Source organism: Rathayibacter sp. AY1B6, assembly GCF_002932755.1.
In the GTDB taxonomy this organism is placed as follows: domain Bacteria; phylum Actinomycetota; class Actinomycetes; order Actinomycetales; family Microbacteriaceae; genus Rathayibacter.
Map to the genome: position 1 here is coordinate 94,811 of NZ_PSWL01000002.1, position 23,527 is coordinate 118,337.

Below are 23,527 nucleotides of genomic sequence, written 5' to 3' on the forward strand. Positions count from 1 at the left end.
GGGCGTCCACGGGCGCGCTCACACTCCCTCCACAGGGACGGGTCCCTCCGATCCCACCCAGGAGTAGGGGTCTCGAACGTTTTCCACAGTTTCCACACGTGTTAACACTGTTAACGCAGTTCTCTCTTTAATGAAGCCTCGACCGGCAACCTCTCCACAGCGGCTCGGCAGTGCTCGGCGGTCCACCCCCTTCCGAGCTCGCCGAGCCCGGCGGGTACGATGGGCGACGGTCTTCGTCCGCGACTCGTCAGGGGTGTACTCGTGAGGTTCCAAGCCAACCGCGATGTCTTCAGCGAGGCGGTGTCCTTCGCGGTCAAGCTGCTTCCGCAGCGCACGACCCTGCCGATCCTCTCCGGAGTCCTCATCGAGGCGACCGCCGAGGGTCTGACGCTGTCCTCCTTCGACTACGAGGTGTCCGCGCAGACGCAGATCGCCGCCGACGTGGAGGAGACGGGGACTGTGCTCGTCTCCGGCCGTCTGCTCGCCGACATCGCGAACCGCCTCCCCAACGCTCCCGTGCGCATCGCCACGGAGGAGTCGCGCGTCTCGGTCTCGGCCGGCTCGGCGCACTTCACACTCCTGCAGATGCCCGTCGAGGAGTACCCGAGCATCCCCGAGATCGACGCCTCCACCGGCCTCGTCCCGGCCGACGCCTTCGCGGCCGCCGTCTCGCAGGTGGCGGTCGCCGCCTCCCGTGACGACGTGACCCCCGTCATCACCGGCGTGCAGCTCGAGATCACCGAGAACACGATCGGCCTCGTCGCGACGGACCGCTACCGCGTCGCCGTCCGCGAGATCGACTGGGACAACGGGGACAACCCGGCGCCCACTCAGCCGCTCACCGCCCTCGTTCCCGCGCGCACGCTGCAGGAGGTCGGCAAGACCTTCGGCCACTCCGGCACCGTCTCCGTCGCGATCACCAACCGCGACGAGCGCGAGCTGATCGCCTTCACCGCTGACCGCAAGACCGTCACCTCGCTGCTGATCAAGGGCAACTTCCCGCCCGTGAAACGCCTCTTCCCCGCCTCCGTCGAGAACTACGCGGTCATGTCGACCAGCGACCTCATCGAGGCCACCCGTCGCGTCTCGCTCGTGCTCGAGCGCGAGGCGGCACTCCGCTTCAGCTTCAGCAGCGACGGCCTCACCCTCGAGGCGATCGGCTCGGAGCAGGCGCAGGCGTCCGAGAGCATCGACGCGATCGTGACCGGCGACGACGTGGTCGTCTCCCTCAAGCCGCAGTTCCTGCTCGACGGCCTCGCCGCCGTCCACTCGGAGTTCGTGCGCATCGCGTTCACGAAGACCGAGAACCCCAACAAGCCCGGCCCCGTCCTGATCACCGCGCAGACCTCGCGGGAGCAGCCCGGCAGCGACAGCTACCGCTACCTGCTCCAGCCCAACCTGCTGCTGCGCTGACCACTCCCCGGATCGCAGAGCCGCGATCGCCCCGCTCCCGACGAGCGCTCGCCCGCCGGACAACGAATCCAGGAAGGTTCACCATGCACATCGGACTCGTCGGCCTCGGCAAGATGGGCGACAACATGCGCTCCCGCCTCCGCTCCAAGGGGCTCGAGGTCACCGGCTACGACCGCAATCCCGACGTCTCGGACGCGGCCTCTCTCGACGAGATGATCGCCGCACTCCCCTCGCCCCGCATCGTCTGGGTGATGGTGCCGGCGGGCGAGATCACCGACGCGGTCGTCAAGGACCTGTCGGAGAAGCTCAGCGAGGGCGACCTCGTCATCGACGGCGGCAACTCCCGCTTCACCGAGGACTTCAAGCACGACGCGCTGCTGAAGCCCAAGGGCATCCACTACATCGACGCGGGCGTCTCCGGCGGCGTCTGGGGACTGCAGAACGGCTACGGCCTGATGGTCGGCGGCCCGAAGGAGCTCGTCGAGTACGCCATGCCCGTCTTCGACGCGCTGCGCCCGGAAGGCCCCCGCGAGGAGGGCTTCGTCCACGTCGGCGAGGTCGGCGCCGGCCACTACGCGAAGATGGTCCACAACGGCATCGAGTACGCCCTGATGCAGGCGTTCGCCGAGGGCTACGAGCTGCTCGAGACCCGCAGCGACATCATCAAGGACGTCACCGGCACCTTCAAGGCCTGGCAGCGCGGCACGGTCGTGCGCTCCTGGCTGCTCGAACTCCTCGTCCGCGCCCTCGAGCAGGACCCGGACTTCAAGAACATCGAGGGCTACGTGCAGGACTCGGGCGAGGGCCGCTGGACCATCGAGGAGGCCATCAACAACGCAGTCCCGGTGCCCACGATCAGCGCCTCGATCTTCGCCCGCTTCGTCTCCCGCCAGGAGGACTCCCCCGCGATGAAGGCCGTCGCAGCGCTCCGCAACCAGTTCGGCGGGCACTCCGTGAAAGCGGTCGACTGAGTCGGCTGGTGAGGACTGCCTCCGGCAGTCCTCACGGCGGTCGGCTTCTGGAGGCGGGCGCGTTCTGCAGAGCCGGTGACGGACGGCGGTCTGCGGCCCGCCGCCCCCGTGAGGCAGGGATGCTCTCACGGGGGCGGCGGGCCTCCGGCCGCCTCCACCTCGCTCCGGACGTCGGGCGGCGGCGGGCCTTCGGCCGCCTTCGCAGGGGAGGACCGGGCGGCGGGCCTTCGGCCGCCTTCGCAGGGCAGGGACGGGTGCCGCCGGTCATGGCGATCGAGTAGCCCGGCAGGGGCGTACCGAGATCCGGGACGAAGGCCTGGCCGACAGTGGGAGAGCGGTCGGCGGGCGCCGGAACGGGCGGATCGGCCCGATCGAGACGGGCGAGGAGCCCGCGGGGGTGCAGTGAAGGCCCGCGACGACGGGTGGAGGAGAGGAGCGCGACGTGCAGGTGACGCAGCTGGCGCTCAGCGACTTCCGGAACTACGAGTCGGTCGACGTCGAGCTCGTGCCCGGACCGAACCTCTTCGTCGGCCGCAACGGCCAGGGCAAGACCAACCTCGTCGAGTCGCTCGGCTACCTCTCCACTCTGGGCTCGCACCGCGTGTCGAGCGACCAGGCGCTCATCCGCGCCGGCCGGGACAGCGCCGTGGTGCGCGCCCGCCTCCGCAACGGCGAGCGCGACCTGCTGGCGGAGGTGCAGATCAACCGCTCCTCCCCCAACCGCGCGCAGATCAACCGCGGCGGGATCAAGCCGCGCGAGCTCCCGCGCTTCTTCTCCAGCGTCCTGTTCGCCCCGGAGGACCTGCTCCTCATCCGCGGCGACCCGTCGGCCCGCCGCCGCTTCCTCGACCAGCTGGTGATCCTCCGCTCCCCGCGGATGAGCGCCGTCCAGGCCGACTACGAGCGGGTGCTGCGCCAGCGCAACTCGCTGCTCAAGTCCGCACGGGCGAGCGGCGTCCGGGACCCCTCGAAGCTCGGGACCCTCGACATCTGGGACGAGCGCCTGATCGCGCTCGGGACCGAGATCATGCAGTCGCGCCTCACCCTGGTGGAGGAGCTGAGCGGACCGGTGCGCGCCGCGTACGAGGCGGTCGCCGGTGCCGATCAGCGTCCGGTGCTCCGCTCCCGCCTGAGCATCGAGGGCGCGGTCGACGACGACGGCGAGCCCGTGGAGCAGCCGGGCGCCGCGTCACCGGCGGCGGGCGAGGGACTGGCGGAGGCGTTCGCGTCCGCGCTGGCCGGGGTGCGCCGGCGCGAGCTCGACCGGGGCGTCTCCCTCGTTGGCCCGCACCGCGACGACGTGCAGTTCGAGCTGAACGCGCTGCCGGCCAAGGGCTACGCCAGCCACGGCGAGAGCTGGTCGTTCGCGCTGGCGCTGAAGCTGGGCGCCGCGGAGCTGCTCCGGCGCGACTCCCCCATGGGCGATCCAGTGCTGATGCTCGACGACGTCTTCGCCGAGCTGGACGCGCGTCGACGCGAGCGCCTCGCCTCGGTGGTCGCCGACTACGAGCAGGTCCTGATCACCGCGGCCGTCTTCGACGACGTCCCGGAGGCGCTGGCCGCGCACACCGTGCGGATCGAGGCCGCCCGCGTCTACCGCCACCTCAAGGAGGTGTTCGGCGCCGACGGCCCGCGCCGCATCCGGAAGACCGTCGAGCGCGCCGAGCCCAAGGGTGACGCGATCCCGTTCGGCAAGGGCCGCGACCCGCACGACCTGGGCGACGTCCTCGACTCCCTCACCGTGAAGCTCGGCTGGACGGCGCCCTTGGCGCAGGGCGACCTCATGTCGTCGTGGACGGCGATCGCCGGCGAGGAGACCGCGAAGCACTCGACTCCGGTGGGCGTCGTCGACGGCGTGCTGACCGTCGCGTGCGAGTCGACCGCGTGGTCGACGCAGCTCCGGCTGATGCGGATCGAGATCATGAACCACATCGCGGTGAACTTCCCCGAGGCGGGGATCGCGTCGATCCGTTTCCAGGGCCCGGACGTCCCGAACTGGAAAAAGGGTCCCAGGTCGATTCCAGGGCGTGGTCCGCGCGACACCTACGGCTGAGGACGCATTTTCGGTCGACCGCCGATCTTTCGCGCCTCAGATCGCCGTCCAGCGCTTCGGATCGACCCGGTACGCGGTAGAATGGAGGGCCGCCGAACCGCAGTGACGCCGCCGCGCGGGCGATCTCCAGATCACCGTGCGCGTCGCGACGGACCGTCAGAGGAGAACTCCACAGCTATGACTCACGAGCCGAACGACTCCACGTCACCCGCAGCGAACGACCTGGACGCGAACGGCTCAGCAGCCCCCTCCGCTCCGCACGAGAGCATGTCGACCAAGTCGTCCGGCGACTACGGTGCGAACCAGATCCAGGTCCTCGAGGGCCTCGAGGCCGTCCGCAAGCGCCCCGGCATGTATATCGGATCCACGGGTCCGCGCGGTCTGCACCACCTGGTCTACGAGATCGTCGACAACGCCGTCGACGAGGCGCTCGCGGGCTACTGCGACAACATCGAGATCCTGATGCGCGCAGACGGAGGCGTCACCGTCTCCGACAACGGTCGCGGCATCCCGGTCGACATGCACCCGACCGAGGGCATCTCCACGGTCGAGCTGGTCCTCACCGTGCTGCACGCCGGCGGCAAGTTCGGCGGCGGCGGCTACGCGGTCTCCGGCGGCCTGCACGGCGTCGGCTCCTCCGTGGTCAACGCGCTGTCGACGCGCCTCGACGTCGAGGTCAAGCGCCAGGGCGCCGTGTACCGGATGAGCTTCACCGACGGAGTGCCGGACGCCCCGCTCGAGAAGGGCGAGGCCAGCGACGAGACCGGCACGACGATCACCTTCTGGCCCAACGCGGGCATCTTCGAGACGGTCGAGTTCGACTACGAGACCCTGCGCGCGCGCTTCCAGCAGATGGCGTTCCTCAACAAGGGGCTGCGCATCGCGCTGACCGACGAGAACGAGGTCGAGTTCGAGGGGGAGGGCGAGAACGAGACCGAGGGCGACCGGACCGACGTCTTCCACTACGAGAAGGGCCTCGTCGACTACGTCGAGTACATCAACTCGCTGAAGAAGTCGGACCTCGTGCACTCCGAGATCATCGACTTCGAGTCCGAGGACACCGAGCGCCGCATCTCGCTCGAGGTCGCGATGCAGTGGACCACGGCCTACACCGAGAGCGTCCACACCTACGCGAACACCATCAACACCCACGAGGGCGGCACCCACGAGGAGGGCTTCCGCGCCGCGCTGACCACGCTGGTCAACCGCTACGCGCGCGCGAACAACCTCCTCAAGGAGAAGGACGAGAACCTCTCGGGCGACGACATCCGCGAGGGCCTCACCGCCGTCGTCTCGATCAAGCTCGGCGAGCCGCAGTTCGAGGGCCAGACCAAGACCAAGCTCGGCAACACCGAGGCGAAGGCGTTCGTGCAGCGCGTCGCCGGCGAGCAGCTGGCCGACTGGTTCGACCGCAACCCGAGCCAGGCCAAGGACATCATCCGCAAGGCGATCCAGGCGGCCTCGGCCCGCATGGCGGCGCGGAAGGCGCGCGAGACCGCCCGCCGCAAGGGCCTGCTCGAGGGCGGCGGCATGCCGGGCAAGCTCAAGGACTGCCAGTCCAAGGACCCGTCGATCTCCGAGATCTTCATCGTCGAGGGCGACTCGGCCGGCGGATCCGCAGTGCAGGGCCGCAACCCCGAGACGCAGGCGATCCTCCCCCTGCGCGGCAAGATCCTCAACGTCGAGAAGGCCCGACTCGACCGCGCTCTCGGCAACAACGAGGTCCAGGCGATGATCACGGCGTTCGGCGCCGGCATCGGCGAGGACTTCAACCCCGACAAGGCGCGGTACCACAAGATCATCCTGATGGCCGACGCCGACGTCGACGGCCAGCACATCACGACGCTGCTGCTGACGCTCCTCTTCCGCTACATGCGCCCGCTGATCGACCTCGGCTACGTCTACCTCGCGCAGCCGCCGCTGTACCGCCTGAAGTGGTCGAACTCCCCGCACGAGTACGTCTACAGCGACCGCGAGCGCGACGCCCTGATCGCGCACGGCTCGGCGACCAACAAGCGCATGCCCAAGGAGAACGGCATCCAGCGCTACAAGGGCCTCGGCGAGATGGACTACAAGGAGCTGTGGGAGACCACGATGGACCCCGCCACGCGGACCCTCCTCCAGGTCACGCTCGATGACGCGGCCGCAGCCGACGAGATCTTCTCCACCCTCATGGGCGAGGACGTCGAATCCCGCCGCTCCTTCATCCAGAAGAATGCGAAGGACGTCCGTTTCCTGGACATCTGACCGCTCAGCGTGGCGGCGCCCGGATCGCACCGCGATCCGAAAGGCGGCAGCCCCGCGGCACACGGCCGCGGCCCCGGCCACCTGCAGGACGTGACGGCGGCCCTCAATGGGCCGCACCAACACCGCCGAACCGCCACCCGCTCGCCCCACACCACCCACCGACACCTGACACCCAGCGCGACCGCCGCCCCCGCTCCTCCGGGGCACGGACCCACCTGAGAGACCAGAGACCATGGCAGAAGAACCCACCACCCCCACCGGCCCGGACGAGAGCGACGACATCGTCACCGAGACCGGTGTGGTGATCCACGGTCACGACAAGATCGAGCCGGTCGACCTGCAGCTCGAGATGCAGCGCTCCTACCTCGACTACGCGATGAGCGTCATCGTCGGCCGCGCCCTGCCGGAGGTGCGCGACGGCTTGAAGCCCGTGCACCGCCGCGTGATCTACGCCATGTACGACGGCGGCTACCGCCCGGACAAGGCGTTCTCGAAGTGCTCGCGCGTCGTCGGCGACGTGATGGGCCAGTTCCACCCGCACGGCGACTCCGCGATCTACGACGCGCTGGTCCGCCTGGTGCAGCCGTGGAGCCTCCGCTACCCGCTCGCGCTCGGGCAGGGCAACTTCGGCTCCCCCGGCAACGACGGCGCGGCCGCCCCCCGGTACACCGAGACCAAGATGGCGCCGCTCGCGCTCGAGATGGTCCGCGACATCGACAAGAACACCGTCGACTTCCAGGACAACTACGACGGCCGCACGCGCGAGCCCGCGATCCTGCCGGCCCGGTTCCCGAACCTGCTGGTCAACGGCTCCGTCGGCATCGCGGTCGGCATGGCGACCAACATCCCGCCGCACAACCTGCGCGAGGTCGCCGCCGGTGCGAAGTGGGCGCTCGAGAACCCGGACGCGACGCGCGAGGAGCTCCTCGAGGCGCTGCTGCAGCGGATCAAGGGACCCGACTTCCCCACCGGTGCGCAGATCCTCGGCGTCCGCGGCATCCAGGACGCCTACCGCACCGGCCGCGGCTCCATCACGATGCGCGCCGTCGTCTCCATCGAGGAGATCCAGGGCCGCACCTGCCTCGTCGTCACCGAGCTGCCGTACCAGGTGAACCCGGACAACCTGGCGATCAAGATCGCCGAGCTGGTCAAGGACGGGCGCGTCTCGGGCATCGCCGACATCCGCGACGAGACCTCCGGTCGCACCGGCCAGCGCCTCGTCGTCGTCCTCAAGCGCGACGCCGTGGCGAAGGTGGTTCTGAACAACCTCTACAAGCACACGCCGCTGCAGGAGAACTTCGGCGCGAACATGCTCGCGATCGTCGACGGCATCCCGCGCACGCTCTCGCTGGACGGCTTCATCCGCGCCTGGGTCGACCACCAGGTCGAGGTCATCGTGCGCCGCACCCAGTACCTCCTCGACGAGGCGGAGGCGCGGATCCACATCCTGCGCGGCTACCTCAAGGCGCTCGACGCGCTCGACGAGGTCATCGCCCTCATCCGCCGCTCCCCCACCGTCGAGGAGGCGCGCGACGGCCTGATGGAGCTGCTCGACATCGACGAGGTGCAGTCCCGCGCCATCCTCGACATGCAGCTGCGCCGCCTCGCGGCCCTCGAGCGCCAGAAGATCATCGACGAGCACGACCGGATCCAGGCCGAGATCGAGGACTACAAGTCGATCCTCGCGAGCCCCGAGCGCCAGCGCACCATCATCTCGGACGAGCTCGACGAGATCGTGGACCGCTTCGGCGACGACCGCCGCACCGAGATCCTCTTCGGGTTCGACGGCGACATGAGCGTCGAGGACCTGATCCCCGAGGAGGAGATGGTCGTCACCGTCACCCGCGGCGGTTACCTCAAGCGCACCCGGAGCGACTTCTACCGGGCCCAGCACCGCGGCGGCCGCGGCGTGCGGGGTGCGCAACTGAAGGCCGACGACATCGTCGAGCACTTCTTCGTCACCACCACGCACCACTGGCTCCTGTTCTTCACGAACACCGGCCGCGTGTACCGCGCCAAGACCTACGAGCTGCAGGAGGCCGGCCGCGACGCCAAGGGCCAGCACATCGCGAACCTGCTCGCGCTGGAGCCGGGGGAGCAGATCGCGCAGATCCTCGACATCCGCGACTACGAGGCGGCCCGCTACCTCGTGCTCGCCACGCGCGACGGCCTCGTGAAGAAGACGGCCCTCTCGGAGTACGACACGAACCGCTCCGGCGGCATCATCGCGATCAAGCTGCGCGACGGCGACGAGCTCGTCTCGGCGCTCCTGGTCGAGGAGGACAGCGACGTGCTGCTGGTCTCCCGCAAGGGCATGTCGATCCGCTTCACCGCGTCCGACGAGGCGCTGCGTCCGATGGGCCGCTCCACCTCCGGTGTCCGCGGCATGTCGTTCCGCGGGGAGGACCGCCTCCTCGACGCCAACGTCGTCAGCGACGAGGGCTTCGTGTTCGTGGTCACCGAGGGCGGCTACGCCAAGCGCACCGCGGTCGACCAGTACCGACTCCAGGGACGCGGCGGCCTGGGCATCAAGGTGGCCAAGCTGGAGGAGAAGCGCGGCGACCTCGTGGGCGCCATCATCACCGCAGAGGACGACGAGGTGCTCGTCGTGCTCGCCAGCGGCAAGGTGGTACGCTCTGCGGTGGCCGAGGTACCGGCCAAGGGTCGCGACACCATGGGAGTCGTCTTCGCACGATTCGCTGAGGACGACCGCATCATCGCACTCGCCAAGAACACCGAACGCAATCTCGACGCCCAGGACGAGGATCCCGACGCCGCGGCGCCGGCCGAGTCCGCTCCGGTGTCGGAGGAGGATGGGTCCGTAGATGAGTAGCACCGTCGCCGAGAAGCTCGCCAGGAAGTCCGCGAAGAGCCCGGCGGCGAAGCAGGTCCGCCTGAAGCTCGTCTACGTCGACTTCTGGTCGGCCGTGAAGCTCTCGTTCCTGCTGGGCCTGACGCTCGCGATCATCACGATCGTCGTCGTCTACCTGGTCTACACGGTCCTGGCCCAGACGGGTGTGTTCGACGAGGTCAACGGCCTCGTGCAGGACATCGCCGGCGCGGAGGCGTTCGACCTCAACACGATCATCTCGCTGCCGCAGGTCATGGGCTTCGCGATCGTCGTCGCGGTGCTGAACACCATCGTCACCACCGCGCTCGGCGCGATCGTGGCGCTGCTGTACAACCTCAGCGTCAAGATCACCGGCGGCCTCCTGGTCGGCTTCACCAACCAGTAGGGCGCACGGTCCGGCCGATTGGGATTCCTGCTCGATGTCGGGTAGAGTCTCCTCTGGCCATTCCGGGGGTATAGCTCAGGCGGTTAGAGCGCTTCACTGATAATGAAGAGGTCCCAGGTTCAAGTCCTGGTACCCCCACCCGGTCCGAACGGCCCGTCACCTCGCGGTGGCGGGCCGTTCGACTCTCGGAGACGGGTCATCCCGTCTCCGGCCCGGGGCCTTAGCTCAGTTGGTAGAGCGCCTGCTTTGCAAGCAGGATGTCAGGAGTTCGAATCTCCTAGGCTCCACACTTCCTCTCCCCTCACGGGTGCGCCCCTTCGCAGGATCCTCTGCTCGGACAGCCGAGCCGCCCGCTCAGCGGTCCGTGCAGGCGAGACCGAGGAACTGCTGCACCGAGAGGGTCTCGGACGTCCCGTCGCGGATGTCGCCGACGATGATCTCGCCGACGGAGAGAGTGTCGAACTGCTCGGCCGTGAAGACGACCGGACGGGCGAGCACGGAGCGGTCGGTCGCGTAGGCGCCGAGCGCGAGGTCGACGCCGAGCGGGAACCGCTCGATCACCGTGTCGGCCGGCCACACCGTGGTGCCGGAGAGGTCGGTCGCGCCCAGCTGCGTGACGGGCGACGGGGAGACCCAGCGGGTGACTCTCCGCAGTCCGTCGCCGATGGTCAGGGGGGCGGAGTCGGAGGCGGCGAGGTCGAGGCCGTCGACGGACCCCGAGCACACGACGACGACTCCGAGGACCTCTCCCCGCTCGCCACCCCGTCCGAGCCCCACCGTGGCCGTGGTCACCGGCTCTTCGGAGGCGCACCCCGAGAGCGCCAGGGCGCCGAGCAGCACGACGGTGCTCGCGAGCGCGGCGCGACGGTGCATGGGTCCTCCCGCGGCCACCCTACGCGGGCAGGGCGAGGGCCAGCGCGGCGAGAGCCTGCGGGAGGGAGGGGGCGCCCTCCGCTCGGAAGACCACCTCTCCGGTCGTGCCGCGCACGACGACCGTGGGGGTCGAGCGGATGCCGGCGGCCTCGGCCTCGACGGGGTGGAAGGCCACGTCGCGCTCGCGGATCTCGGCGGCAGGGACGAGCTCCGCGGCACGCTCCAGCACCGAGCGCGCGGCATGGCAGGCGCCGCAGAAGGCGGAGGTGTAGAGCTCGACGATCACGACGAGGGGAACGTCGGGGCCCGGCCGGGGATTCCCGGGCACCGTCAGCGGAGGAGCCAGGCCTCGTTCATGGTGAGGGCCGCATCGACGAGCTCGACGCGCTCCAGCTCCTCGACGTCGCTCAGGGGGAACCAGGCGGCCGCGTCCGTGGAGCCGTCCACCTCGTGGGTGAGCTCGCCGCCCACGATGCGGGCGCGGTAGACGACGCGGATGGCGTGCAGAGGTCCGGCCTCGGGATCACTGCGGCGGTGCGCGGGGATCACGTGGGAGTCCACGCCGATGAGGGCCTCGAGCTCGGCGCGGTAGCCCGTCTCCTCGAAGATCTCGCGGACCGCGGCGTCGGCGGGCGACTCGCCCTCGTCGATCCCGCCGCCCGGAAGCGTCCAGGCCGACCAGGGCCCCTGGCTCCAGTGTGCGAGCAGCATCCGCTCGCCGTCGATGATCACGCCGTACGCGGCGACCCGGATGTCCACCGCAGAAGCCTAACCCGGGCATGCGGAGGAGCCGGACCCCCCGGAGGGGCCCGGCTCCAGCGACGAGGACGTCAGGAAGCGGTCGAGGCCGCGTTCTGCGCGGCGCTCTGCGGCTCGTCCTCGGCGACCCACAGCTCGTCGTCGGCGCGGAACGTCTGCCAGACGGCGTAGCCGATGCCGCCGACGGCGACCAGCGCGGCGCCGATCGCGAAGACCGTGCCGACCTTGTTCTTCTTCTTGGGGGGAGTGGTGAGCTCCTCCCAGCGCGCCTTCGAGATCTCGGCGAGCTTCGCGCGGTTCTTCGAGTCCTTGGCGGCCTCGAACGCGGCGGCGGCCGTGCCGCCCACAGCGGCGAAGGTCGGGACGACCTTGTGCTTGTAGGCGTGACGGGCCGAGGAGTAGGTGCCCTCGACGGCCGAGACACCGTTGTCGTAGACCGGCTTGACGCGCGAGTCGTACGTGTCCTTGACGAAGGGGACGAGCTCCTTCTTGGCGTACTTCGACGCGTGGCGGCGGCTCTTCTCGAGCACGGAGGCCGCGTGCGCCAGCACCTCCTGCTGCTCGCCCCAGACCGCCTCGGCGTTCTTGCGAAGACGCTTGAGGTCCTTCTTGTGCTTACGTGACAGACCCATGTTGGTCCTCCATCGGCTACGAGCAGCGAACGCCTCAATACTGCCACTCATCGATCGGCGTCCGCATCGCGCACCCAGCGCATTGACACCGGGCGTTGCAGGGGCCTACAGACGCGCTGTGCGAGAATCCGAGCATGCCTTTGCACACCGCAGTCGCGACGTTCCACACCAACAAGGGCGACATCGTCGTCAACCTCTACGGGAACCACGCTCCCAAGACGGTCCGCAACTTCGTCGGTCTCGCGACCGGCGACATCGAGTGGACCCACCCGGCCACGGGTGCGAAGACGAAGGAGCCGCTCTACAACGGCACCGTCTTCCACCGCATCATCCCCGACTTCATGCTCCAGGGCGGCGACCCGCTCGGCCAGGGCATCGGCGGCCCGGGCTACCAGTTCGACGACGAGATCAACTCGGAGCTCGACTTCACCCAGCCCTACATCCTCGCGATGGCGAACGCCGGCAAGCAGGCGGGCCGCGGGACCAACGGCTCGCAGTTCTTCATCACCGTGGCGCCGACCACCTGGCTCCAGGGCAAGCACACCATCTTCGGCGCCGTCGCCGACGAGGAGTCGAAGAAGCTCGTGCAGTCCCTCTCGGCGGTCCCCACCGACGGCCGTGACAAGCCGCTCGAGGACGTCGTGATCGAGAGCGTCGAGATCACCGAGGTCTGATCGCCTCATCCACCACTCATTCGAGGGCCGGGTCCGTGAGGGCCCGGCCCTCGTTCTCCCCGGAGGCACGTCCGTGACCCAGGTCCCGCCGAGCAGCACCTACTCCTGCTACCGACACCCCGACCGGCAGAGCTTCGTGCGCTGCCAGCGGTGCGGCCGCACCATCTGCGGCGAGTGCCAGACGCCCGCTCCGGTCGGCGTGATCTGCCCGGACGACATGGCGCAGCAGCGCGCCACCGCGCCGCGCACCCGCGGTCCCCTCCTCTCCCGCGTGCGGGCGATGACCCGCGCCGACCAGCCGACCGTGACCTACGCGATCATCGCGCTGTGCATCGTGCTGTGGATCGTCGAGATCCTCCCCGTCGTCGGCGGCCCGGCGGTCAACGCGCTCCTGTACGCCCCCGCCTACACGCTCCCCGGCTTCGGCGCCGGGTTCGAGCCGTGGCGGATGCTCACCTCGGTGTTCCTCCACAGCACCTCTCTCTTCATCGTCATCCCGTTCCACCTGGTGCTGAACATGTACACGCTGTGGGTGTTCGGCATGGTGCTCGAGCGGATGCTGGGCCGCGGGCGCTACCTCACCCTCTTCCTCCTGAGCGGGTTCGCCGGCTCGGTGGGCGTCCTGCTCCTCGCGAACCCGCTGACCCCGGTGATCGGCGCCTCCGGAGCGATCTTCGGGCTGATGGGCGCGTACCTGGTGATCCTCCGGCACCTGGGCGGTCAGGCGTCGCAGCTGCTGGTGCTGGTCGGACTGAACCTCGTCATCGGCTTCCTGCCCGGGATGAACGTGGCGTGGCAGGCGCACGTCGGCGGCCTGGTGGCGGGCGCGCTCATCGGGCTGGTCTTCACGAAGACCCGGCAGCGCGCCCAGCGGCGCACGCAGAACCTCCTCGTCGGGCTCATCGGAGTCGGCCTGGTGGCGATCACCGCGGGCGCCTACGTCCTCGGCTGATCCCGTTCCCTCCCGCAGCGGCGGGTCCGGCAGTGCCTCGCGCACTCCCGGGCCCGCCGCTCCGTCGTTCCCGCGGCGACCGTCCCCACCACTGTCCACAGGTGCTCTCACCAGGTGGGGAGGAAGTTATCCACAGAGTTGTTAACACTGGGGAGAACGTCCCGAGTGTCCTCCTCGGGATGACGACTCGGGGACGGCGGCGCATCGGAAGACCGGCGCACTGGCGCGGATCCGGGCCCTCCTCGCCTCGAGGAGTGCAGCGTGGAGGGGACCGCGGAGTTCTCCACAGGAGATTCCACAGCTGGGGATAATTACAGCGGTGTAGTTCTCCGGCGGACGGCCACGAGTGCTGTCGCCTCACGGTCGTCGTCGTGGCGAAGCGAGGTGGCGAACCCGGCCGCCTGGAACGCGGAGGCACTCGCCGCGGCCTGATCCGCGCCGACCTCGATCACGACGACGCCGTGCGGTGCGAGCCACGCGCCCGCCTCCTGAGCGATGCGGCGGTGCAGGGCGAGCCCGTCCGCGCCGCCGTCGAGCGTGAGCACCGGCTCGTGCACCCGGGCCTCCGGCGGCATGAGCGCGATCGCCGCTGTGGGGACGTAGGGGGCGTTCACGACGACGACGTCGATCCGCCCGCGCTCGCTCGCGGGAAGCGCGTCGAAGAGGTCGCCCTCGTGGACGTCGGCGCGGCCTGCGAGCGTGCGGCGGGCGCAGGCGACGGCGGCGGGGGAGAGGTCGGCCGCGAGAAGGCGGACGTCCGGCCGCTCCTCGGCGATCGACCGGGCGAGGGCGCCGGATCCGCAGCAGAGGTCGAGCACCACGGCGCCGTCCGAGAGGACCTCCAGGGCGCAGTCGACCAGCCACTCGGTGCGCACGCGGGGCACGAAGACGCCGGGTGCGACGGGGACGCGCAATCCGCGGAAAGCGACCCAGCCGAGGATCTGCTCGAGGGGCTCGCCCGTCTCGCGGCGGCGGAGCAGCAGCTCGAGGTCGGAGGAGGAGCCGGCGGCCTCCTCGAGCAGGCCCGCCTCCTCCTCGGCGAAGACGCAGCCGACGGCGCGCAGCCGCTCCACCGACGACGAACGCCCCGTCGGCGGACCGGACGGGGCATCGTTCACGACTCGGGGAGGCTCAGCGCCAGCGCGTCGTCATCAGGAAGCCGATGAACGCGATGCCGAAGCCGATCAGGATGTTCAGGTTGCCGAGATCGGGGATCGGCAGGGTGCCCTGGCTCACGTAGAAGACGATGATCCAGGCGAGCCCGAGCAGCATGAAGCCGAACATCACCGGCTTGAACCAGACCGGATTCGGTGCGTTCTCGCCGGTCCGGGCTTCGTCGCGCTCGGGCTTCGGGCTCTTCGTCGCTCGTGCCATGCCGACCACTGTACCGGGCGGAGGCTCCAGGCCGGGAGCGCCGGGGCTGCACGGGTGCTGTGCGCGCTCGCGGAGCGGCCGGTGCGGGCGCTCGAGCGGTCCCACCGGCCCTCCTCGGGCGGAGGCTGGGGAGGGCTCTCCACAGGTCCGGAGCACGCGCCACAGCCGGTCACGGCTCGCGCCTAGACTCGTCGCATGACCGCCCAGAACCCCGACGGGGCGGCTCTGCGGCCGCGAGGGAAGCGACGGAGGGCCCGCCCGGTCCGACGACTCTCGTTCTTCGGAGTCGTCGGCGAGCTCCTGATGACCGCCGGCGTCCTGGTCCTGCTCTTCCTGGCCTGGCAGCTCTGGTGGAACGACGCGGTGATCGCCGGCCGGCAGACGACGCAGGCGGCGGAGCTCCGCGAGACCTGGGGCGACTCCTCTCCGGCCCCGCAGCCGACCGGGGCCGCTCCGACCGGGGCCGCTCCGGCGGAACCGGTGATCGCGACCGCCGCCGCCCTCGACACCTCCTTCGGCAACCTCTACATCCCGCGGTACGGCGAGGGGTGGGTGCGCACGATCGCCGAGGGCATCGACGCCGAGAACGTGCTCGACGAGGGGAGCATCGGCCACTACCCGGGGACGCAGATGCCCGGCCAGGCCGGCAACTTCGCGCTCGCCGCGCACCGCAGCGCGTACGGCGGAGGCATGCACCTGATCGACGAGCTCCAGCTCGGCGACCCGATCTACATCGAGACGGCGGACGGCTGGTACACCTACCGCTTCCGCAACCTCGAGTACGTCCAGCCCTCCGACGTCCAGGTGATCGACCCCGTCCCGTGGACTCCGGACGCGGCTCCGACCGACCGCCTGATCACGCTGACGAGCTGCAACCCCCTCTACTCGACGGCCGAGCGCATCATCGCCTACGGCGTCTTCGACTCGTTCCAGCCGCGGTCCGCGGGCGCCCCCGCCGAGATCGCCGCCTCGCTGGCTCAGGAGGGCTGACTGTGTACGCAGCGCTGTGGCGGCTCCTGCCCGGGCCGTGGTGGGTCCGGCTCCTGATCGTCCTCGTCCTCGTCGCGGCGGTCCTGGTCGCTCTCGACGAGTGGGTGTTCCCCTGGGTGCAGTCGCTCGTGCTGGACCGGAACGTGACCGTCGGCTCGTGACCGCCGGCGCGGCCCCGCGGATCCTGGTCGTCGACCACCACGACAGCTTCGTCTTCACGCTGGTCTCGTACCTCCGCGAGTTCGGCGCGGAGGTCGACGTGGTCGAGGGCGACGAGCTCGGGAGGGCGGCGCTCCTGGCTCGCGCGGAGGAGGCGGACGGTGTCCTGGTCTCGCCCGGACCGGGCCGCCCCGAGGACGTCCCCGCGTCGACGGCGTTGGTGCAGCGGGCGGAGGCGACCGGGCAGCCGCTGCTCGGAGTCTGCCTCGGCCACCAGGTGCTCGCCCACGCCCTCGGTGCCTCCGTCACGGAGGCACCGGAGCTGCTGCACGGCCGGACGTCGGCCGTCCTCCACGACGGAGATCCGCTCTTCGACGGCCTGCCCTCCGGCTTTGCCGCCATGCGGTACCACTCGCTCGCGGTCGACGGCGAGAGCCTTCCCGAGGAGCTGCGGGTGACGGCGCGGACACCGGAGGGAGTGGTGATGGCCGTCCGGCACCGGAGTGCTCCGCTCGTCGGCGTGCAGTTCCATCCGGAGTCGGTCCTCACTGAGGGCGGGCGGCGCCTTCTCGGGAACTGGCTGCGCGAAGTGAGGTCGGGCGGAGCGTCCGTATCGGCCGACGACACGCCCGGACTCTCGATCCCGGCCCGGTGAGGCGGAATTCGCCGGGCTTATCGGGCTGCTTATCGAGTCGGGATCGGTGAGAATGATCTGCGACCACCGTCCCCCGAAAGGGGATGCCGCCCTGAGCGCGTTCTCACGCAGAAAACCGTCACATGACGGCTAAATGGAGGTGAGCGGGAGGGCTCGTCCGGACAGGGTATGCGTGCGACCTTGTCCACCCCCTTGCGCACCCCCCGATCAGGTGGCGGGATTTGACGGGTCCCCGGCGGAGGATGCGACCCTTTTTCCCTGCATAATCAGAGGGCGTCGGCAGGGGGTCGGCGCCACAAGAGAAGTCCGGGGGGACCTGATGGTCGCATCGATCTCCTGGGCTTTCTCGGGAATCCGCGAACTCGAGAATCTCGGTCCGCGCATCGTCGTCAAACCCGGCACTGTTCCGAGCATCACCGGTTCGGGATTCGGCACCGCCGATCTGAGCGTCGTGCTGATGACGGTCTCCCCGCTGCGCGTCCTCCGCGGGACGTGGCCGGCCGACGACACCTCCTTCCTCACCTTCAGCTTCCTCATCGAGGGCTTCGTGCGCATGGTCGCCCCGGACCGGACGGTGCTGCTGCGTCCGGGCTCGATCTCGTACCAGCAGGGGACGACGACGTTCACGACCGAGTCCACGACTCCGGCCACGATCCTCCACCTCTCGCTGCGCGCCGACGAGATGCGCCGTTACGGCTTCGACACGTCGGCCCCGGTCTACGCGCTCGATCCCGACGCCCGGTCCACCCGTGCCGCCTACGCCTTCACGACCGCCTTCGCCCTCGCGGCGGAGTCCGGGACGGGGCTGCCCGGCGAGGGCGAGGTCACCGGCTTCGCGCACGTGGTCAAGCAGCTCCTCACCAGCGCGTTCCTCGCAGCGGCGAGCTCGCAGCCCGGCACCACGAGCGTCCGAGCCGCGACGCTCGGGCGCGCGCGCACGGTCATCGACCGGACGCACCGGACACCGCGCTGCACCCCGGAGGCGGTGGCCGACGCGGTCAACGTGTCCACCCGCTCCCTCCAGCGGCTGTTCGAGGACGCGGGCACCACGGTCGCGAGCGAGATCGAGCGCTCCCGCGTCGCCAGCGCCGTGGAGCTGCTGCGCCGCCGCCCGCGGGAGGTCCCGCTCGAGGCGATCGCCGCCGCGTCCGGATTCTCGTCGGCGGACCACCTCCGCCGTGCGCTCAAGCGTCGCGAGGGGCTCACCCCGAGCGACATCCGCGGCAGGATCGCGCGCCCCGCGGACGGTTCCGTGGCCGGCGAGGTCGTACGGCTCCAGCCTCCGCTCGCGGACGCGCGCCGGGCGTAGCCGTGCGCCCCGGGGCCGTCGGCCTCGCGGAGCATCGATCCCGACGGTCATCGACCGGACGGGCCCTTCCCGGTGCGGAGCGACGACCCGATCCCGCCGAGCACCGTCGATCGACGACGCAGCCGCAGCGGGCTGCAGGGCGGGTCAGCCCGCGCAGTAGCCGAGCTGGACGGTCGATCCCTGCGGGACGTCGCCCGGAGCCAGGGACTGAGTCGTGATGGGCGGGTTGGCCCGGGTGGCGTCGCAGGTCTCGTCCGGGACCTCGACCCCCACCAGCTGCAGCTTCTCGGAGGCGAGGGTGGCCAGCGCGCTGCTGAGGGACGTCCCGACGAGGTCGGGCAGCGTGACCTGGCCCGAGGAGACGGTGAGGTCGACCGGCGTGCCCGGGGCGACCTGCTGGCCCGCTCCGGGGGAGGCGGAGAGCACGACGTCTCCCGGGACGGTCGGCGAGTTCTCGCGGGTCTGGGAGCCCTCGACGAAGCCGACGGCGGTGAGCGCGTCGATGGCCTCGGCGAGGCTCTGCCCGACGGTGTCCGGCACGGCGACGGGCTGCGGGCCCTGGGACACGACGATGCGGATGACCGTCTCGGGTGCGACGATCGTGCCCGAGCCCGGATCCGTGCGGATCACCTCGCCCTCGGGGACGGTGGAGCTGTACTCCGCGACCTGGCTCGGCACGAGGTCGAGCTCGGTCAGGGTCGACTGCGCGCTGTCGTAGGTCGTCTCGGTGAGGGTGGGGACCTCCCGCGACTGCGACGGGAGCGTCGATGCGGGCTGGAGGGTCAGCACCCAGATCACGAGCGCGGCGACGATCACGGCGAGGACGACGATCGAGGACCAGATCCAGAGGACCGGCGGGCGGCGCTGGGTGCGGACGATCGAGTTGTCCTCGGCCAGCTGGCGGAGGGCGAGCTCGGAGTCGTTGACACCGCCCTGGCTGCGGGCCGCGAAGAGCGAGGTGGTCAGCTCGTCGATCGGGCGGTGGTCGGGGAGGCGTCCGGCGGCGGCGTCGCGCAGGTCGTCGCGGAACTCCGCCGCGCCCTGGAAGCGCTCGTAGCGGTCCTTCGACAGTGCGCGGGCGACGACCGCGTCGAGCGCCGGCGTGACGGCGGGGTTGATGGAGCTCGGCGCCGGCGGTGTCTCGCTGACGTGCTGGTAGGCGACGGCCACCGGGGTGTCGCCGCGGAAGGGCGCACGACCGGTCAGGAGCTCGAAGAGCACGATGCCGGCGGAGTACAGGTCGCTGCGGGCGTCGACCTGCTCGCCCTTCGCCTGCTCGGGGGAGAAGTAGGCCGCGGTGCCGAGGATCGCCGTGGTCTGCGCGACCGTCGCGGCGGAGTCGGAGACGGCGCGGGCGATCCCGAAGTCCATCACCTTCACCTGGCCCGACGGGGTCAGCATGATGTTGCCGGGCTTGATGTCGCGGTGGACGACGCCCGCGCGGTGCGAGTACTCGAGGGCGGTGAGGATTCCCTCCGTGATGCGGACGGCCTCGTCCACGTCGAGGGGGCCCTCGGCGATCAGGTCCTTGAGCAGGCGGCCCTCGATGTGCTCCATGACGATGAAGGGCCGGCGCGACTCGGCGCCGTTGTCGTCGAGCGAGACCTCCTCGCCCGCGTCGAAGACCCGGACGATCGTCGGGTGCGACATGCGCGACGCGGACTGCGCCTCCTGGCGGAACCGCAGGCGGAAGGCGGAGTCGGAGGAGAGGGAGAGCTTCAGCTCCTTGATGGCGACGGTGCGGCCGAGCCGGGTGTCGGTGCCGAGGTACACCTCGGACATCCCGCCGCGGCCGAGCCGGGGCCCGACCTGGTACCGTCCCGCGATCAGGCGACCCTCATCCGTCACGCGCACGCTCCCGCCCTGTACTTCCGTGTGGTGCGGCCCCGAGGAGCCACGGCAAGTGTACCTACGGGCCCCTGGTGTTCCGGGCGGGGGCGCGACGCGACGGCCGCGAGGCGCCCGGCCGGAGCGGTGCCCCGGCCGAGCGCCTCGCCGCTACTCGGCAGGGGTGGCCGTCGCGGTGGGCTTGGAGGTGAGGGTCGGCGCCGGGGTCGGCGTCGGCTCCTCGACGGTGACGGACAGGGTGGGCGAGGCCGCCGACTCCGACTCGCCGCAGAGCACGGTGTACGTGACGTCAATCGTGCCGGCCGTGGTGCCGGCCTGGATCGTCGCGGTCGTCGAGTTCGACGGGTTGGTGCTCGTCACGCTCGCGCCCTCGCCGGTCGTGGTCACCCGGTAACCGCTCACGGAGGTTCCGCTCGGGCACTGGTTGTAGTTGCTCCAGGTGACGTTGAACGTCGCGCCGGCCTCGACGCTGGAGGCGGCGGGGGTGACGGTCGGCACGGCGGTCGGAGCGTCCGGCGTCGCGACCTCGGTGAAGACGGAGACCTCGATGGTCGTGCCCTTCACCACGTTCGCGGTCGGGTTCACGTCCTCGACGAGTCCGACCTGCTCGGCGGTGGGGGCGCTGGGACCGTCCGCGCGGCGGACGCCCATGCCCAGGGCCTCGAGCTCGGTCTCGACGTCGTCGAAGGAGCGCCCGACGTAGTCGGCCTTGTCGATGACGACCGTGTTCGAGGTCGGCGTCGGCGTGGGGCTCGGAGTCTCGGACGGCGTCGGCGACGGGGCCGTGCTGGTCGTCGCGGTCGGGGAGGCGGCCGGGTCGCTGCTCCCGCCGGTCGTCAGGGCGAAGATCGTGCCCGCGATGACGACGGCGAGGATCACGATGAGGGCGATCAGCGGCCAGGTCCAGGGGCTGCGCCTGCGCGGCTCCTCGGCCGGCTCCAGCGGCTCCTCGACCGGCACGAACGGAGCGGCGGCCGCGGCCGCGGGCGCTCCGGAGGGCAGCACCGTGGTCGCCTGCGTCGCGCCCTGGTTGGAGGGGAGGACCGTGGTCGCCTGCGTCGCGGGCAGGTCGCTGAGGACCGCGGGGACGGCCAGCGCCGCTCCGCGCACGTCGCCCGAGCGCAGCGCTTGGGCCGCCCGCGCGAGGTGCGCGGCGGTGGCGGGGCGGTCGGCCGGCTTCTTGGCGATGCAGGAGTAGACGAGGTTGCGCACCGGCTCGGCGACCGTGACCGGCAGTTCCGGCGGGGTGTCGTTGATCTGCGCCATCGCGATGGCGACCTGCGACTCGCCCGTGAAGGGGCGGCGCCCGGCCAGGCACTCGTACGCGACGATGCCCAGCGAGTAGATGTCGGTGGCGGGGGAGGCGGGCTGGCCGCTCGCCTGCTCCGGGGACAGGTACTGGACCGTGCCCATGACCTGGCCGGTCGCCGTCAGCGGGACCTGGTCGGCGATGCGCGCGATGCCGAAGTCGGTGATCTTGACGCGGCCGTCCGGCGTGATGAGCAGGTTGCCCGGCTTCACGTCGCGGTGCACGAGGCCCGCGGCGTGCGCGGCGTGCAGGGCGAGCGCGGTCTGCGCGACGATGTCGAGGACCTTGTCGGTCGAGAGGACGCGCTCGCGCTCGAGGACGGTCGAGAGCGCCTCGCCGGGGACGAGCTCCATGACCAGGTAGGCCGAGCCGTCCTCCTCGCCGTAGTCGTAGACGTTGGCGATGCCCTCGTGGTTGACCAGCGCCGCGTGGCGGGCCTCGGCGCGGAAGCGCTCGAGGAAGCCGGGGTCGCCGAGGTACTCGTCCTTCAGGATCTTGATCGCGATGGTGCGGCCGATGACCAGATCGGTCGCCTGCCACACCTCTCCCATGCCGCCGATGGCGATCCGGGACTGCAGCTCGTAGCGTCCCCCGAAGGTGAGGCCTGTCGTGGGTCTCATTTGTTCAGCACCGCCTCTAGTACCTGTTGTCCGATGGGTGCGGCGATCAGGTTGCCGTACCCGGTCTGGCCGAGCCCTCCACCGTTCTCCACGAGCACGGTGATGGCGTACTGCGGGTCGTCCGCAGGCGCGAATCCGGTGAACCAGAGGGTGTACGGGTCGTCCCCGCCGTTCTCGGCGGTACCGGTCTTACCGGCCACAGTGACGCCCCCTATTGTTGCATTCGTCGCTGCGCCGCCCTGGACGCTGGCGACCATCATCGCCTTGACGGCGTCCGCGGTCTGCGTGCTCACCGCCCGGCCGAGCGACTTCTCCTGGAACTGCTGCAGGACGCTGAGGTCCTGCGAGCGGATCGAGTCGACCAGGTTCGGCTGCATCACATCGCCGCCGTTCGCGATCGCCGCGGAGACCATGGCGATCTGCAGCGGCGTCGCGCGCACCTCGTACTGCCCGAAGGCGGTGAGGGCCGTCTGGGCGTCGTCCGTCTTCGTCGGGTAGGTGCTCGCCTCGACCGACATCGGGATCTCGAGCTCGGTGTCGAAGCCGAACTTCTCGGCCTGCGAGCGGATGGCGTCCGCGCCCAGCTGCACGCCCATCTCGGCCATCGGGACGTTGCACGAGAGCGAGACCGCGGTCGCCAGCGTGACCGTGTCGCCGGAGCCGCAGAGACCCCCTCCGGAGTTGATCACCTGAGAGGAGGAGCCGGGCAGCGTGTACGACTCGACGTTGGGGAAGCTCGAGTCGGCGGTGAAGCGGCCGGACTCGAGGGCGGCCGAGGCCACCACGAGCTTGAAGACGGAGCCGGGCGGGTTGAGCGAGCCGCCGATCGCCCGGTTCACGAGGGGCTCGGAGGAGTCGTCGTTCAGCGCCCGGTAGGCGGCGAGGACGTCGTCGGTGTCGTGGGAGGCCAGCGCAGTCGGGTCGAAGGTGGGCTTCGAGACCATCGCGAGGATGCGGCCGGTGGCCGGCTCCGTCACGACGACGGCCCCCGTGTAGTCGCCGAGCGCGTCGAAGGCGGCCTGCTGGGCGACCGGGTCGATCGAGAGCTCGACCGAGGCGCCCTTCGGGTCCTGGCCCGTGACGAGGTTGTTGATCTCGTCGAAGAACTGCGAGTTCGAGGTGCCCGAGAGGTAGTCGTTGAGCGTGCGCTCGATGCCGGTGGTCCCCTGGTTCAGCGTGAAGTAGCCGGTCACGGCGGAGTAGAGCGGGCCGTTCGCGTACTGCCGCTGGAACTTGTACAGGTCGTCCGACGGCGTCGAGGAGGCGATCGGCTGACCGCCGGCGAGGATCGCTCCGCGCTCGGTCGAGAAGCTCTCGTAGAGGGTCCGCGTGTTGCGGCCGTCCTCGACGAGGGAGTCGGCCTGGATCACCTGGATGGTGGTGGTGGAGAGGAAGAGGGCCACGAACATCGTCAGCACGACGAGGCTCACCCGTTTGAGTTCTCGGTTCATCG

Annotated in this window: 21 protein-coding genes, 2 tRNA genes and 1 pseudogene; 15 read left to right on the plus strand and 9 right to left on the minus strand. The window is 70.4% G+C overall.

The window, feature by feature from the left end:
• Positions 1–261: 261 nt before the first annotated feature.
• The 9 genes and pseudogenes from dnaN to C5D08_RS01445 all read left to right on the plus strand — a co-directional run bounded on the left by dnaN (position 262) and on the right by C5D08_RS01445 (position 10,207).
• Entirely contained in the window at positions 262–1,413 is a 1,152-nt protein-coding gene (gene dnaN / locus C5D08_RS01410; RefSeq protein WP_104232992.1) for a DNA polymerase III subunit beta, read from the plus strand.
• An 83-nt stretch (positions 1,414–1,496) separates the two neighbouring features.
• Positions 1,497–2,384, plus strand: a complete 888-nt coding sequence (gnd, locus tag C5D08_RS01415; protein WP_104222677.1) for a phosphogluconate dehydrogenase (NAD(+)-dependent, decarboxylating) — start codon at positions 1,497–1,499, stop codon at positions 2,382–2,384.
• A 442-nt stretch (positions 2,385–2,826) separates the two neighbouring features.
• Positions 2,827–3,978, plus strand: a pseudogene (gene recF / locus C5D08_RS01420) (DNA replication/repair protein RecF); the annotation flags it as partial.
• An 18-nt stretch (positions 3,979–3,996) separates the two neighbouring features.
• Positions 3,997–4,437 carry a DUF721 domain-containing protein gene (locus C5D08_RS17245; protein ID WP_104355598.1) on the plus strand — a complete coding sequence of 147 codons (441 nt, stop codon included), beginning with the start codon at positions 3,997–3,999 and terminating at the stop codon, positions 4,435–4,437.
• Positions 4,438–4,704: 267 nt separating this feature from the next.
• On the plus strand, positions 4,705–6,684 hold the full coding sequence (gyrB, locus tag C5D08_RS01425; protein WP_219812881.1) for a DNA topoisomerase (ATP-hydrolyzing) subunit B: 1,980 nt from the start codon (positions 4,705–4,707) through the stop codon (positions 6,682–6,684).
• A gap of 232 nt (positions 6,685–6,916) precedes the next feature.
• A complete protein-coding gene (gene gyrA, locus C5D08_RS01430; protein WP_104275486.1) occupies positions 6,917–9,517 on the plus strand; it encodes a DNA gyrase subunit A in 2,601 nt (866 codons plus the stop codon).
• A complete protein-coding gene (locus C5D08_RS01435; RefSeq protein ID WP_104222673.1) occupies positions 9,510–9,920 on the plus strand; it encodes a DUF3566 domain-containing protein in 411 nt (136 codons plus the stop codon). The genes gyrA and C5D08_RS01435 overlap by 8 nt, the downstream gene beginning before the upstream one ends.
• A gap of 64 nt (positions 9,921–9,984) precedes the next feature.
• Positions 9,985–10,058, plus strand: a tRNA-Ile gene (locus C5D08_RS01440).
• Positions 10,059–10,134: 76 nt separating this feature from the next.
• Positions 10,135–10,207: transfer RNA gene (locus tag C5D08_RS01445), tRNA-Ala, on the plus strand.
• 67 nt (positions 10,208–10,274) lie between these two features.
• On the opposite strand, the gene C5D08_RS01450 is transcribed toward C5D08_RS01445, so the two are convergent.
• From C5D08_RS01450 to C5D08_RS01465, 4 genes are all read right to left on the minus strand, one after another.
• Positions 10,275–10,793, minus strand: a complete 519-nt coding sequence (locus C5D08_RS01450; RefSeq protein ID WP_104275487.1) for a hypothetical protein — start codon at positions 10,791–10,793, stop codon at positions 10,275–10,277.
• A 19-nt stretch (positions 10,794–10,812) separates the two neighbouring features.
• The gene (locus C5D08_RS01455; protein WP_104275556.1) at positions 10,813–11,079 is read right to left on the minus strand and encodes a glutaredoxin domain-containing protein; all 267 of its coding nucleotides are present in this window, start codon (positions 11,077–11,079) and stop codon (positions 10,813–10,815) included.
• A gap of 44 nt (positions 11,080–11,123) precedes the next feature.
• Complete coding sequence (locus tag C5D08_RS01460; RefSeq protein WP_104222671.1) at positions 11,124–11,552, minus strand: NUDIX hydrolase; 429 nt, start codon at positions 11,550–11,552, stop codon at positions 11,124–11,126.
• Between the two features lie 71 nt (positions 11,553–11,623).
• Positions 11,624–12,184, minus strand: a complete 561-nt coding sequence (locus tag C5D08_RS01465) for a hypothetical protein (RefSeq protein ID WP_104255643.1) — start codon at positions 12,182–12,184, stop codon at positions 11,624–11,626.
• A 134-nt stretch (positions 12,185–12,318) separates the two neighbouring features.
• Here C5D08_RS01465 and C5D08_RS01470 point away from each other — a divergent pair, with 134 nt between their 5' ends.
• Together C5D08_RS01470 and C5D08_RS01475 are read left to right on the plus strand one after the other, a co-directional pair.
• Complete coding sequence (locus tag C5D08_RS01470) at positions 12,319–12,858, plus strand: peptidylprolyl isomerase (protein WP_104222669.1); 540 nt, start codon at positions 12,319–12,321, stop codon at positions 12,856–12,858.
• Between the two features lie 73 nt (positions 12,859–12,931).
• Positions 12,932–13,810: a rhomboid family intramembrane serine protease gene (locus tag C5D08_RS01475; RefSeq protein WP_104275488.1), complete on the plus strand. Its 879-nt coding sequence runs from the start codon at positions 12,932–12,934 to the stop codon at positions 13,808–13,810.
• Between the two features lie 311 nt (positions 13,811–14,121).
• Here the strand turns inward: C5D08_RS01475 and C5D08_RS01480 are convergent, their stop codons facing one another.
• A complete protein-coding gene (locus C5D08_RS01480) occupies positions 14,122–14,928 on the minus strand; it encodes a putative protein N(5)-glutamine methyltransferase (RefSeq protein WP_181110297.1) in 807 nt (268 codons plus the stop codon).
• Positions 14,929–14,941: 13 nt separating this feature from the next.
• The gene (locus C5D08_RS01485) at positions 14,942–15,184 is read right to left on the minus strand and encodes a cell division protein CrgA (RefSeq protein WP_104222667.1); all 243 of its coding nucleotides are present in this window, start codon (positions 15,182–15,184) and stop codon (positions 14,942–14,944) included.
• A 195-nt stretch (positions 15,185–15,379) separates the two neighbouring features.
• Between C5D08_RS01485 and C5D08_RS01490 the strand changes: the two genes are divergently transcribed.
• From C5D08_RS01490 to C5D08_RS01500, 4 genes are all read left to right on the plus strand, one after another.
• On the plus strand, positions 15,380–16,174 hold the full coding sequence (locus C5D08_RS01490) for a class E sortase (protein ID WP_104275490.1): 795 nt from the start codon (positions 15,380–15,382) through the stop codon (positions 16,172–16,174).
• 2 nt (positions 16,175–16,176) lie between these two features.
• Positions 16,177–16,335, plus strand: coding sequence for a hypothetical protein (locus tag C5D08_RS16835; RefSeq protein WP_167299010.1), 159 nt, complete (start codon positions 16,177–16,179; stop codon positions 16,333–16,335).
• The gene (locus C5D08_RS01495) at positions 16,332–16,988 is read left to right on the plus strand and encodes an aminodeoxychorismate/anthranilate synthase component II (protein WP_104275491.1); all 657 of its coding nucleotides are present in this window, start codon (positions 16,332–16,334) and stop codon (positions 16,986–16,988) included. The genes C5D08_RS16835 and C5D08_RS01495 overlap by 4 nt, the downstream gene beginning before the upstream one ends.
• A 319-nt stretch (positions 16,989–17,307) precedes the next feature.
• The gene (locus tag C5D08_RS01500; protein WP_181110299.1) at positions 17,308–18,297 is read left to right on the plus strand and encodes a helix-turn-helix domain-containing protein; all 990 of its coding nucleotides are present in this window, start codon (positions 17,308–17,310) and stop codon (positions 18,295–18,297) included.
• A gap of 144 nt (positions 18,298–18,441) precedes the next feature.
• On the opposite strand, the gene pknB is transcribed toward C5D08_RS01500, so the two are convergent.
• From pknB to C5D08_RS01515, 3 genes are all read right to left on the minus strand, one after another.
• Positions 18,442–20,145 carry a Stk1 family PASTA domain-containing Ser/Thr kinase gene (gene pknB, locus C5D08_RS01505; RefSeq protein ID WP_104222663.1) on the minus strand — a complete coding sequence of 568 codons (1,704 nt, stop codon included), beginning with the start codon at positions 20,143–20,145 and terminating at the stop codon, positions 18,442–18,444.
• A 150-nt stretch (positions 20,146–20,295) separates the two neighbouring features.
• A complete protein-coding gene (locus C5D08_RS01510) occupies positions 20,296–22,074 on the minus strand; it encodes a protein kinase (protein ID WP_104275493.1) in 1,779 nt (592 codons plus the stop codon).
• Entirely contained in the window at positions 22,071–23,525 is a 1,455-nt protein-coding gene (locus tag C5D08_RS01515) for a penicillin-binding protein 2 (protein WP_104275494.1), read from the minus strand. The genes C5D08_RS01510 and C5D08_RS01515 overlap by 4 nt, the downstream gene beginning before the upstream one ends.
• Positions 23,526–23,527 lie beyond the last annotated feature (2 nt).

Excerpts from the sequence above, each read along its gene's own strand:
- gnd (WP_104222677.1), top strand. The coding sequence starts at position 1,497 with ATGCACATCGGACTCGTCGGCCTCGGCAAGATGGGCGACAACATGCGC.
- gyrB (WP_219812881.1), top strand. The coding sequence starts at position 4,705 with ATGTCGACCAAGTCGTCCGGCGACTACGGTGCGAACCAGATCCAGGTC.
- gyrA (WP_104275486.1), top strand. The coding sequence starts at position 6,917 with ATGGCAGAAGAACCCACCACCCCCACCGGCCCGGACGAGAGCGACGAC.
- C5D08_RS01435 (WP_104222673.1), top strand. The coding sequence starts at position 9,510 with ATGAGTAGCACCGTCGCCGAGAAGCTCGCCAGGAAGTCCGCGAAGAGC.
- C5D08_RS01450 (WP_104275487.1), bottom strand. The coding sequence starts at position 10,793 with ATGCACCGTCGCGCCGCGCTCGCGAGCACCGTCGTGCTGCTCGGCGCC.
- C5D08_RS01465 (WP_104255643.1), bottom strand. The coding sequence starts at position 12,184 with ATGGGTCTGTCACGTAAGCACAAGAAGGACCTCAAGCGTCTTCGCAAG.
- C5D08_RS01470 (WP_104222669.1), top strand. The coding sequence starts at position 12,319 with ATGCCTTTGCACACCGCAGTCGCGACGTTCCACACCAACAAGGGCGAC.
- C5D08_RS01485 (WP_104222667.1), bottom strand. The coding sequence starts at position 15,184 with ATGGCACGAGCGACGAAGAGCCCGAAGCCCGAGCGCGACGAAGCCCGG.
- C5D08_RS01490 (WP_104275490.1), top strand. The coding sequence starts at position 15,380 with ATGACCGCCCAGAACCCCGACGGGGCGGCTCTGCGGCCGCGAGGGAAG.
- C5D08_RS01500 (WP_181110299.1), top strand. The coding sequence starts at position 17,308 with ATGGTCGCATCGATCTCCTGGGCTTTCTCGGGAATCCGCGAACTCGAG.
- C5D08_RS01510 (WP_104275493.1), bottom strand. The coding sequence starts at position 22,074 with ATGAGACCCACGACAGGCCTCACCTTCGGGGGACGCTACGAGCTGCAG.
- C5D08_RS01515 (WP_104275494.1), bottom strand. The coding sequence starts at position 23,525 with ATGAACCGAGAACTCAAACGGGTGAGCCTCGTCGTGCTGACGATGTTC.